This window comes from Spirosoma flavum (assembly GCF_042686045.1).
GTDB classification, from domain to species: Bacteria; Bacteroidota; Bacteroidia; order Cytophagales; family Spirosomataceae; genus Spirosoma; species Spirosoma flavum.
Map to the genome: position 1 here is coordinate 316,047 of NZ_JBHUOM010000048.1, position 12,838 is coordinate 328,884.

Here is a 12,838-nt window from a genome sequence, read left to right on the forward strand (position 1 = left end):
AGTCATCAGACGATCAGTTTGAATCCTTCGCCATGTACGTTAACAAGCTGAACCGTTGAATCCTCTTTGAGGTATTTGCGCAGTTTTGTTACGTACACGTCCATGCTTCGGGCGTTGAAGTATGAATCGTCGCCCCAAACCATTTTCAAGGCAAAACTACGACTGACCGGCTGATTCAGGTTCTGTGCCAGCAATTTTAATAACTCCGATTCCTTACTGGTCAGTTTCTGCGGCAGCAATTCTGTAGCATCAGCCGACTTATCTTCGGTAGCTCGGGTAAGCAATTGGTGGGGATAATCAAATGAGAATGAGCCAATTTGGTACGTAGTCGGCTCTATCGATTCGGCTGAGCGTTGGTAACGACGAAGAATCGCCTGAATTCTTAGCAGCAACTCTTCCATGCTGAAGGGCTTGGTCATGTAATCGTCGGCGCCAACCTTAAACCCCTGAATAGTATCTTCCTGCATCGATTTAGCCGTCAGGAAAATAATTGGCACATCACGGTGGTCCATTCGGACTTCCTTCGCCAGCGTAAATCCGTCTTTTTTCGGCATCATCACGTCGAAGATGCATAGGTCGTATTTTCCCGCCATAAATAGTTGCAGACCCTGATTACCATCGGTAGCACGGTCGGTAGTGTACCCTTTCATAGTCAGGTATTCCTGCACTAACAGGCCCAGATTCGGGTCATCTTCAACGAGGAGAATGGTTGGCATAATGTCGGTTAACAGATTCCCGTCATAAAAAACGGGTTACTGTACAGGTTGTTTATACGGTAAAATGACCTCAAATGAGCTGCCTTTTCCTGGCTGGCTTTCGACCATAATCTGGCCGTGATGTTCGTCAATCATCTTTTTTACATAACTCAGTCCCAGCCCAAATCCTTTTACATCATGTCGGTTACCAGTTGGTACCCGGTAAAACTTCTCAAAAATTCGGCTGGTTTGATCTTTCGTCATGCCCAATCCCTGGTCGGTTACCGTAATACTAACGCCCGGCATGGATGTGCCCGGTGTAGATAACCCTTCGGGAAGGCTATGTGTGCTAAGTGTAATGTATGGACTTTCGGGCGAGTATTTAAGGGCGTTGTCCAAGAGATTATAAACGATGTTGGTCAAGTGCAGTTCATCAGCTTCCACTACTTCCCGGTCAGCATCGAAGTGAAGATCGACCTCACCCCCACGCTGTTCAATTTGCAGTCCCAGATTATTCAGCACTTTTTCGATAACATCATGTACGTTCACGGGTGATAGATTGAGTTTAATCTCTCCCCTATCCAGCAAAGCCATTTGTAATACCTTTTCAACATGTGAACCTAACCGCCGTGTTTCATCCCGGATAATACCCATATAGCGGGTTAGTCTGGCAGGCTCGAGTTGCGTCAATGAATTACGCCCATCTTCTTCGTCGCCCCGAAGTTGTTCCTGCGCCATTTCGACCGCTAGCGAGATAGTCGAAATAGGCGTTTTGAACTCGTGGGTCATATTATTGATGAAATCATTCTTGATATCAGCCAATTTTTTCTGTCGGACAATCGTGCTGATAGCGATGTAGAAACATGCGAGAATAACCAGAATCATCACCACTGATGCGCCAAAAGTAAAACCTAAGCGGCCTAGTATAAACTGCTGCTGCGTCGGGAAATAGACATAGACATAATTACCCGTTTCGAGTAAGTTGTTTGGAAACAGGGCCGCTTTATACCCATTTTCGTCAAACTGCTGTGCTTCGACTCCCATTGACGTGAACAGAAATCGGGGCCGTTGGCGGGTTCGAACAGCATAGGCAAGCGGAATATTAATGCCCCGCTCAGCCAACGACTGTCGGAGTAACGTATCGAGTGCCAGCCGGTTAACACGATCTTCAATGGGTCTGTCGGACAAAAGCAAGCCCTTAAGCACATCTTTAATCATGTGCGATTGCTCTTCAGCCCGATGCTGACTCATACTTACCGGACGAGTTGGGAAACCGGGCTTGGCAGGTACCAGTGTATTGCCCGCTTGTAATTTCCGCTGTTGGGTAGCCCGCCGAATTCGGTTTCTGGCCGCACGAACAGACGAATCCTGCCCCACCTGGTTATTAATACGGCTAAGTTCATTGTTCAATACATTCTCGACCCAATGGTCAAATTGCTGTTGTTGAGCTAACTGTGTTTGCCAGTCGCCAACAGCCATAAGCTCATCTTGCTGGTGAAAAAACTCTTCGACGACAGCCATTTGTTCAGCCGAGAGTGGGCGCACAATGGGTTGTAACGCGTCAGATTGAACTACTACAGCACCAGCTGGTGTCATGCCGGGCGGCAGCACTTGCCGTGTGCCTGCTGATGAATGAGCTTGTTTTATTTGGGCCGGATACGTAGACTCATTACCCGCAATCTGGTGTTCATCGGCCACTTTGGTGCCCGACCGACCTTCTTTTTTGGCGATAGCCATTAACCGATTCTGTTGTTCGCGTGTCTGAATGCGCTGCTTGGTCAGGTAAACAATTTCCTGTCGCTCCAGCGTTCGGACGACCTCCTGCAAGGCATCGGTCACTTTATATGCAAACTGTTCTTTCTGCAACTGCAACGCACTACTAATCCAGTATAATTGCAGTCCTACCAGTCCCAATAGCCCGATAGCCATCAGCGCGACAATCCAGCGTATGCGTTCTTTAGACATTTTTTTGCTTGCTCATGCAACCTTTGTCCAGCTTTTCCATCTATAAGAAAACAGTAACAACTGTTAGTAAAAGTACGAATCGAGTTAGCTACTAATTGGCTCGTTAACAAACTTTAACAACCCCAGTATCAATCGATTTAGCAATTTATCATTCCTTCGTTTGCAACTATCTCGTACTATGAAAAAAACAGTTTTTGCCCGATACCAGTTCGCGTCGGGCCTACTGCTGGCTGCCGCGTTTAGCGGAGTTGCTATGGCGCAGGCCCAAACCAGTCCATCAACGAAATCAGATAAGAATGAGGTAAATGTCCGAATTATCGAGCGCAACGGTAGTGAGGTTCGAGAAATCGAACGCACCTATCACATGGATGGGATGAGCGATTCCCAACGCGACAAAATGGTTATGAAACTGGTTGATTCGCTGAAGGCATCCCGCAAAGATGGCAGTAAGCGGCAAATGACAATTATTGTCGAGGATACAGATGGCGACCAGATTGTAACCCGTGAACGTACCAACTCCGGCAGAAAACGTTCACCCACCGATGCCTATGTTCAGCGGGGGAAATTGCCCAGAGCTAACCAGAACTTCGATAATAATCAAAGCTGGCGGTATGAGTTTCGGCAAAATTTCGATTCGTTAGCTGACCGGGTGAACCGGTTCAAGTTTGAGTTTCCCAAAGACTTCGACCGACAGTTTGTCCAGCCATTCGAAAATTGGTCTCGGAACTTTAGCGGTAAACCGTCAACCATTCGTGGACTGGATGCGTACCCAAACAACCCTGTACAGGAACAACTGAATATTCGATTTACGGCACCCGCTAAAGGCGATGTGAGCATTGTTGTCACAAATCCAAAGGGTAAAGAAGTTGCTAAACGTGACATTAAAGATTTCTCTGGCGAGTTTGTTGGACAAATTGATTTAGGCAAAAAGCCGCAGGGTGCCTATTTTATTACCGTTACACAAAATGAAGACGGCGCGGTAAAACGAATTGTCATTGAATAATTCATCGGGTAACCGGTGAGCGATTGGCCATTTTCCGCTCAGTCTTTCACCGGTCGCCCAACGATTAAAATATTTTTTCAAAAATATAGTACTATGTATTGCAAGATACCAAACTAAACCTATATCTTTGCATTGTTCTAAGACATTAAAGGCCATGAAAACTTTCGTCGTAATCGGTATTTTGTTAGTAAGCATCAGCGGGCAGGCATTCAGCATGGGGCATCCACACAACATGTTTGCTGCCCGGAAGCAGATGCAGTCGAAAACGTCAACGTCGTTGGTGGTTAAAAATAAAGTGACTACTTCCGTTTGTTGGCAACAGACGGTTCAGACTATTCAGGCAACGAAAGCAGTTTTTGGCGAACGTTTGATAGCAGCTTTAACGCACATGCGTCCAGCGCGGACTTATTAAGTAAAGAATACCAATTCTGTTTTCTTCTTGCTTTATCCAGTTGCTAACACGCACTGCGCTGGTATTCCTCATCTGCCCATCTCTGGGCTTTTTTCATTTCACATCTTCCTACAAGAGGGCATCCAGATAATTTTTTCTATAGTTATCGCGGTTAAACGCTCACTTTCGTGAAGCCCAGTCTTCGGGCAGAATAGCATGCTGTACTTATTTACTGGTGGTACCGGAAATGTTTTTTGTAGCTATTTTATTGCGTATAAGTTTCATCCAAGTAGTTGATTATCATGAAGCTAAAGGCAGCTTGATAAATTTAATTTTGTATTAATCCGATACTAAGAACAATTAGCATACATTATTTCGTTAAAAAGTTAGACAATTCGACGATGAGCTATGGTTTTCGATAGGCTTTGGCTATTTTTATGGTTTGGCCTAAAACCACGATCAACTGACTATTTCTTTTTACTTATTGAGTGCCCATGCGGAATATTGTTGTACGCCCAATTTTACTCGTCGGCCTCCTGTTCGTCAGTTTATTAACTGCCTTTGGTTTAACTAAGCCGGGCCGCAACTTTTGGGCGAGACTTGCTCATAAGACGGCCCACAAAGTGACCGCCAAACGGGTAGTAGCCAACGCATCTCGAACGGCTATTGCTTCCTACAAATATGGGCCAGCCGCCAAACCGGTCGAGGTGTTCGTCATGTCTGATAGTGGTCAGCATTGGGTCGACAGCGTTTTTCACTCGCTGACTCCCGAACAGAAAATTGGGCAGTTTTTCATGGTAGCCACCTTTTCAAACCGCCACGACAATCATTATCAATACATTGACCATCTTATTCAGACTAATCATATAGGCGGATTAATTTTCTTTCAGGGCGGTCCTTATCGGCAGGCCGTTCTAACAAATCGATATCAGGCGGAATCCAAGATACCATTGCTTATTGGCATTGATGGTGAATGGGGGTTGGGAATGCGGCTGGACAGTACAATGGAATTTCCGAAACAAATGTCACTCGGTGCCATTCGGGATAATGAACTGATTTACCGGATGGGTTCTGAAATTGGGCGTCAGTGTCATCGGTTAGGCATTCATATCAATTTTGCCCCTGTATCAGATATTAATAGCAACCCCGCAAACCCAGTTATTGGTGTTCGGTCGTTTGGTGAATCAAAAGAGAACGTAGCTCTGAAAGCATCGGCTTACATGCGTGGCCTGCAACAGACCCATGTTATTGCAACCGCTAAACACTTTCCGGGTCATGGCGATACCAGTGCTGACTCGCACCATACGCTGCCAACGGTTAGTCGGTCGTCCGAACAAATGCGGGATATTGACTTATATCCATTCCGTAAACTTATTGCCGATAGTTTAATGGGCGTTGTTACAGGTCATTTACACGTACCGGTAATGGACAATACGCCCGCGCTGGCCGCAACTCTGTCGGAGAAAATCGTTACCGAATTACTCAAAAAAGAGCTTGGTTTCCGGGGACTGGTCTTCACAGACGCGCTAAACATGGGGGGCATCAGCCGGTCGCCTAAAGCCATGGACGTTAACCTCCGCGCGTTGATTGCAGGTAATGATATTTTACTTTATCCTGAGAATGTCCGGGATGCGGCAACGAATATTTTGAATGCCATTCAGCAAGGTGTCATTACTCAGGAGTTGGTTGACGAGAAAGTCAAAAAAATTCTTCGTGCAAAATACTGGGCTGGTCTTGGTCAATACAAACCCATTGATCTCGCGGGTTTATCAACGGAACTCAACTCGCCCGAAGCGAAACTGCTAAAACAAGAACTGTGTGAGCAATCGGTAACGGTCGTTGATAACCAGAATGGCCTGTTGCCGCTGAAGCATTTAGACACGCTGAAACTGGCTTCGATAGCTATTGGAGCCGAACCGGGTAATGTATTCCAGAAAACCCTGAACCAGTACGCACCTTTCCTGACGCTGGCTTTCCCCGAAAAGCCCGTTTCGGAAGCTGATCTCAATAACATAGTAGCTCAGATAGGCGACGCGAATACGGTGGTCGTTAGTTTCCATCGGATGAGTGAATCAGCCCTACGAAAATACGGCATCACGAAACCTTCGCTCGATTTAATCACCCGCCTGAAACAGCGGGGTACCAAAGTGATTGTCACGGCGTTTGGGTCACCCTATAGTTTGCTCCAATTCTCTGGAGCCGATGCGCTGGTTTGCGCGTATCAGGAACTCGACGATATGCAGCGGGTAGTGCCCCAAATTCTATTCGGTGGTTTGGGCGCAAGGGGTATACTGCCCATTTCTACAGGTGAACTGAAAGTGGGTACGGGGCTAACCCTACATCCCGAAGGGCGGCTGTCGGTTGGTTCGCCAGAAAGCGTCGGCATGAAATCGGCAATACTGACCCAGATTGACGCCATTGCGCAAAGTGCGGTCAAAAATCACGTTGTACCCGGTTGTGAAATTCTGGTTGCCCGGAAAGGTAAAATCATTTATAGCAAGAACTTCGGGGCGTTAACCTACGCCCCCAATGCTGAGAAGGTAACCGATGAAACCTTGTATGATCTGGCTTCACTGACGAAAGTGCTGGCTACTTTACAGTCGGTTATGGTATTGTATGACCGTAAACAGATAGACATAACTCAAAAAGCATCGGTTTACCTGCCGGAACTGCGTAACACAAATAAGCAGAATATTACTGTTCAAGACTTACTCTGGCACCAATCGGGCATGGTGTCATATTACCCAACGACCTGGGACCGCACTCGGCTACCGGGTGGAGGATTGAAAGCCGAATACTACGCAGCTACGCATGATAGCCTGCATACACTTCAGATTGCACCAACACTCTGGGGTGTTCCCGCATTAAGAGATTCGGTCTGGAAATGGGTAGTTCAGTCGCCTATGTCGCGCAAGACAGATGAATCGGGCAAACCTGCCTATTTATATAGCGACCTGAATTTTTTGACCTTGCAGAAGATTGTCGAACGGCTCAGTAAGCAGTCACTGGATAAGTTCGTTACCGAAAACGTGTATAAGCCATTGGGCCTGCACCAACTCGGCTTTACGCCTTTACAGCGTCTGCCTCATCCACAATGCGCCCCAACCGAACAAGATACATACTATCGAAATCAGCTTTTGGTTGGTACGGTTCATGACCAGATGGCGGCTGTACAGGGCGGCATTTCCGGCCATGCCGGGTTATTTGGCAACGCCCGCGATATTGCCACGCTTTTGCAGATGAATCTCCAAAAAGGTGAGTATGGCGACGAACGTATTTTCCAACCCATGACGGTTCCCTTTTTTACACAAACCCTGAGCAACCGTAGTCACCGGTCACTCGGCTGGGACAAGCCTAACCCCGAAAGTACAAGCAGTGTTTATATGGCTCAGCAGGCATCACCGCGCTCGTTCGGCCACACAGGTTTTACGGGAAATGTGGTTTGGGTTGACCCCGATGAAGAACTGATTTTCATATTCCTGTCTAACCGCATTTACCCGACAGCCGGTAATAACTCGATTAATACAACAAAGCTTCGCCGACGCATCCATGAGGTGATTTATAGTGCTATTCAATAATTACTTTATGATCTGGTGAGATTACTAAACCCAGTCTACCATTGCTATGATGTTAGTCGATGCCACTTCTACTATGAAGTGGCATTTTTATTGCTATGGGTTTCTACAAAGGTGTGTTTTAATAGAGACACTCATAAACTAGCCAAACTATCGGCTAAAAGTCAAGTCGATAGTAGCCTGTTATCTATACTTGTACTGCTTAAGTAGATATGGATGACCCCTTACCGGCACCTGTTTATCGTACATAAATGCGTTAACTTTAGCCCCATAACCGCTTTATTCTCCTGTTTTATGAAGGGACGTATTTTTTACTCCTGTTTGTTTGCCTGGTTATGCCTTGCCGGAATACCTTCCCTCAGCTTGGCGCAGACCATAACCAAAGTTACTTTCCCTTCGGCACCTGTCTGTCCGGGTAATGGTCTTACAGTTACGTTTACAACAAGTAGTTCATTTGCTGCCGGGAATGTATTTACAGCTTACCTATCTGATGTGACGGGTTTTGTTTCTGCCAGTTCACCCATTATAGGCACGCTTACGAGCAGAACCGGAGGAACCATTAACGCTACTATTCCAGCCTCAGCGGCTGGGGGTTCAGCTTATCGTATTCAGGTCAAGTCAAGTACTGGTACGCCAACGATTGCGTCAACAACAAGTACAGATCCCCTTACCGTTACGACCCCAGTTGCGCCTGGTGTAACGACTCCTCTATCTTATTGTCAGGGTGATATACCACCAGCATTAGTAGCAAACCCATTACCAGGGGCAACGCTCAATTGGTATGGTACCAACGCAACAGGCGGAACGGCTTCGTCGGTTTCGCCTGTACTCTCAACGACAAGCCTCAGTCCGACAACCTATTATGTCAGCCAAACGCTAAACGGCTGTGAAAGCCCGCGTATTAGTATTGTTGTAACGGTTAAAAGCCCACCAGCCGCGCCGACTATTCCTACTGCGTCAACTTACTGCGAAGGAGCAACAGTGGCAGCCCTTTCAGCTACCGGCCAGAGTTTGAAATGGTACGGCACCAATGCATCAGGTGGCTCTGGTTCTATCATTGCTACAATACCCAGTACAGCCGCGTCGGCCGTTGGTAATACAGTTTATTATGTAACACAAACTGTAAATAATTGCGAAAGCCCGCGAGCAGCAATTTTGGTTGTTGTAAATCCTAAGCCCGCTGCGCCAGCGACAACACCAGCACCTACCTACTGCCAGAGCCAAACAGCAATTGCATTATCGGCAACACCAGCAACAGGCGGCACGTTAAAATGGTACGGGAACAACTCAGGCGGTATAGCATCAGCAACACCAAGCATACCTAACACCAGTCAGGCTGGAACGATTAACTATTACGTTAGCCAGACACTCAATGGGTGCGAAAGTTCACAAGCGACTATTGCCGTAACGGTCAAACCAGTACCCAAAGCACCGGGAATTAGCAATCCACTTATAACTTGCCAAAACCGAACTGGCTATGTACTGACAGCAATACCATCCACGGGTGGATCTCTCAACTGGTATAACACAGTAACCGGTGGAACATCTACATCTACACCACCGTCACTGTCAACCACGACATTGGGAACGACTATTTATTACGTTAGTCAATCCGTTAGCGGTTGCGAAAGTGCCCGTGCCGCCTTGACCGTTGCCGTTAATGCAATACCAGCCACTCCTACAGTTGTAGTTCCTGGTGCATACTGCGAAGGTAGTTCAGCACAGGCTTTATCAGCCAGCGGACAGGATCTCCTCTGGTACGGAACTAACGCAACGGGCGGTTCAGGATCTGCAAGCGCCACTGTACCCAGCACAGCCTCCACGGCTATTGGCAGCACATCATATTATGTGACACAATCTGTAAATAATTGCGAAAGTGACCGGGCAAGCATACCCGTTCAAGTGAAATCTACGCCCAAGGCACCGGCTACGTCTGGCATTGATTTTTGTCAGGGTACAGGTTCACCACCATTAACGGCTACATTGGTTGCCAGTGCTACAGTTAACTGGTATGGCACAAATGCTAGTGGAGGAACAAGCTCGGTTGACGCGCCCATACCTACAAATACCACTGTTGGTACGACTAATTATTACGTAAGTCAAACAGTAAACGGTTGTGAAAGCTCCCGTACAAGCTTAAGTGTGCGGGTAAAAGCCACACCAGGCACGCCGGGGGTTAACCCTGTTAGTTTTTGCAATAATGCAGCAGCCCAACAACTAACGGCCTCTGGCTCATCTGGCTCAACCTTTAAATGGTACGATGGGTCTGACAATTCTCTGGGCGGAGCACCAACACCTACTACAGGCGCTGTAGGCACTCAGGTTTATAAAGTATCGCAGCTATCTAATGAAGGTTGTGAAAGTTCTAAGGCAAGCCTAACCGTTACGATTAACCCACTGCCGGGTCCACCGCCTGTATCGAACGTTAATTACTGTCTGGCTCAACAGGACCAGCCACAGCAAAATGTGAAAGCCTTGGACGCTAACGCCAACGGCCCAAATCTAAAATGGTACAATACAGATGGGAGCCAGTTCCCTAATGCTCCTACACCCGCTATTGACCGGGCGGGTACGCAGGTTTATCAGGTTAGTCAGACGGTAAGCGGCTGCGAGAGCACCAGAGCCATTATCCAGGTAACCATTACCTCGCCACCAGCCCCAGCTGTACCGAAATCGTTGGTTACGTATTGTATCAACGACAAAGCGGTTCCACTGGAAGCAGTTGGCGAAACAGGTAGCCAGCTAAAATGGATTGATCCATACGGCAGGGTTAGCAATGATGCACCCACGCCATCAACAATCAATACAAACATAAACATCGCAGGAGACCCTTTTTATGTTTATGAGATTGCTACGAACGGTTGTTATAGCTCACGGTCAACAATTCGAGTCGTTGTCAATACAACGCCAACACTATCCCTACTAGCCCCAATAGTTAATGTCAATCTGGGTCAGAGAGCCCCTTTGCAACTAAAGTTTACGGGGTCAGGTCCATATAGCTACAGTATTACGGGTGGTTATGCAGGCACATCACGTACCGACACAACCATCTCTGTATTACCTCGTGGTAATACAACGTATCAGGTAGCAGCTGTTAACAATGGTTGCGGAATTGGCTTGCCCGGAAATCCCGCAACAGCTATCATTACGGTCCGTGTACCAACCGTCTCGACCAGTTCATTAGGAACATCAACCTTATGTGCTGGCTCATCACTTGCGGTTCCATTTGCGACAACAGGAGACTTCAATTTTGAAAATATCTTCAGGATAGAGATGATTAGTTTTGCCGATACGACGAAAAAATACGCTATAGTGGCTACTGCTAGTAACTCCCCCATAATTGGCTCATTACCTGCTACGTTGCCAAGTGGTCAATATTATGTTCGGGTGAAAGCAGACAACCCCGAAGTGGGTATTACAGGCAGTAACAGCCCTACTCTGCTGACGGTTAGTTCATTACCATCGGCTATTTTGAGCGGCACACAAAATGTCAATGAGGGTACGCCCGTAAATCTGACGCTCACGCTTGGGGGAGATGGGCCCTGGAATGTGGCCTATGCCGATAGTATCCGCAGTTACTCCGCTACGGCAACCACCAGCCCATACATTTTGGAAGCCCGACCTGCTCGCACAACAACGTATCGTTTGACTAATGTCACCAATAGCTGTGGTTCTGGATCGGTATCCGGCACCGCTACAATTACGATATCAACGTTACTGGGTGTGGATGATAACTCACTCGATCCACTGGTAAAAACGTATCCCGTACCAACCGAAACAAGCCTGATAGTGGAGTTGAACCTTCCTTTAACTAAAGAACCCGCTACGTTATCGTTAACGGGTTTGGGGGGTCAGCCAATTTTGCAGCATACCACACACAACCGACTTAACGAACTTGATCTGACTAACCAACCAAGCGGTATATATATTCTGCGTATACAAGTTGGTGACCGACAAACGGTTCGAAAAGTAGTGAAACAATAATAAGAACTGCTCAAAAAGAGTAGGCGAGCAAAAGGCTAGCTCGCCTACTCTTTTTCGGCAATGGCTTTTTTCTTATGTCCGACGATTATTTTATGGAAATGGCACTTAGTCTGGCGGAAGAAGCCGCTGACAATGGCGAGATTCCTGTTGGCGCTATTATAGTTTGCCGTAATCGAATCATTGCCAAAGCCCGAAACCAGACTGAGCAGTTAAAGGATGTAACAGCTCACGCCGAAATAATGGCCATTACATCTGCCACGCAGCATCTTGGCAGTAAATACCTTACCGACTGCACAATGTATGTTACTCTGGAACCATGTGTGATGTGTGCGGGTGCTCTTTTTTGGGCTCAACTTGGGCGGTTGGTTACTGGCGCAAGTGATCCCAAACGTGGGTATAGCCGCATTGAAACGCCACTATTACACCCAAAGACGCGACTAGAAATAGGCGTCCTCGCCGAGGAAAGTCAGGCGTTGCTGGCGAAGTTTTTCGCACGCTTAAGAACATAATTTCCACTAGGCTTGTTAATTCAACCAATAATCTTCCATCTAACTAATTAGTACAATGGCTTTTGTATTAGACCCACTTCCTTACCCAAGCGATTCGCTCGAACCGAACATTGATAAGCAAACCATGGAAATTCACCACGGTAAGCACCACAATGCTTACGTGACGAATCTAAATAACGCTATTGCAGGGACCGAGATGGAAAATAAATCTATCGAAGACTTGCTGGCTAGTGTGAGCAAAGCACCGATTGCCGTTCGCAACAATGGGGGCGGTCATTATAACCATACACTGTTTTGGAATACAATTTCGGGCAGTGGCGGTGGTCAGCCAACAGGTACGCTGGCGGAGGCAATCAGTCAAAAATTCGGCTCGTTTGATGCCTTCAAAGAAGAGTTTACTAAAGCGGCAACGACCCGTTTTGGGTCTGGTTGGGCTTGGTTAATTGTGACACCAGAAGGCGAACTGGCTATTACATCGTCACCAAATCAGGACAATCCACTAATGGATATTGCCGAAGTGAAAGGCTTCCCTGTTATTGGTCTTGACGTCTGGGAACATGCTTATTACCTGAAATATCAGAACCGTCGGCCCGATTATATTGCCGCTTATTTCAATGTAGTTGACTGGAGTGCCGCCGAAAAACGGTATCAGCAGGGCAAGCAAGCATAAGTAGGTAAACTGTTTAAAGTGAAGTGTGGAAAATAAACATGGAAAA

Annotated in this window: 8 protein-coding genes; 6 read left to right on the plus strand and 2 right to left on the minus strand. The window is 47.0% G+C overall.

From position 1 onward, the window contains the following. Positions 1-5 precede the first annotated feature (5 nt). Entirely contained in the window at positions 6-716 is a 711-nt protein-coding gene (locus tag ACFS25_RS30445) for a response regulator transcription factor (RefSeq protein WP_381508780.1), read from the minus strand. A 36-nt stretch (positions 717-752) separates the two neighbouring features. Next, positions 753-2,660, minus strand: coding sequence for a sensor histidine kinase (locus ACFS25_RS30450; RefSeq protein WP_381508781.1), 1,908 nt, complete (start codon positions 2,658-2,660; stop codon positions 753-755). A gap of 178 nt (positions 2,661-2,838) precedes the next feature. On the opposite strand from ACFS25_RS30450, the gene ACFS25_RS30455 reads away from it, so the two are divergent. From ACFS25_RS30455 to ACFS25_RS30480, 6 genes are all read left to right on the plus strand, one after another. Beyond that, a complete protein-coding gene (locus ACFS25_RS30455; protein WP_381508782.1) occupies positions 2,839-3,663 on the plus strand; it encodes a T9SS type A sorting domain-containing protein in 825 nt (274 codons plus the stop codon). 154 nt (positions 3,664-3,817) lie between these two features. Then, positions 3,818-4,075 carry a hypothetical protein gene (locus ACFS25_RS30460; protein WP_381508784.1) on the plus strand — a complete coding sequence of 86 codons (258 nt, stop codon included), beginning with the start codon at positions 3,818-3,820 and terminating at the stop codon, positions 4,073-4,075. Positions 4,076-4,548: 473 nt separating this feature from the next. Next, the gene (locus tag ACFS25_RS30465) at positions 4,549-7,632 is read left to right on the plus strand and encodes a glycoside hydrolase family 3 N-terminal domain-containing protein (protein ID WP_381508786.1); all 3,084 of its coding nucleotides are present in this window, start codon (positions 4,549-4,551) and stop codon (positions 7,630-7,632) included. A 291-nt stretch (positions 7,633-7,923) separates the two neighbouring features. Next, positions 7,924-11,613 (plus strand): Ig-like domain-containing protein, encoded by a 3,690-nt coding sequence (locus ACFS25_RS30470; RefSeq protein ID WP_381508787.1) that lies wholly within the window; start codon positions 7,924-7,926, stop codon positions 11,611-11,613. A gap of 74 nt (positions 11,614-11,687) precedes the next feature. Continuing rightward, positions 11,688-12,122 (plus strand): nucleoside deaminase, encoded by a 435-nt coding sequence (locus tag ACFS25_RS30475; protein WP_381508789.1) that lies wholly within the window; start codon positions 11,688-11,690, stop codon positions 12,120-12,122. A gap of 55 nt (positions 12,123-12,177) precedes the next feature. Continuing rightward, positions 12,178-12,792, plus strand: coding sequence for a superoxide dismutase (locus ACFS25_RS30480; RefSeq protein WP_381508791.1), 615 nt, complete (start codon positions 12,178-12,180; stop codon positions 12,790-12,792). Positions 12,793-12,838 lie beyond the last annotated feature (46 nt).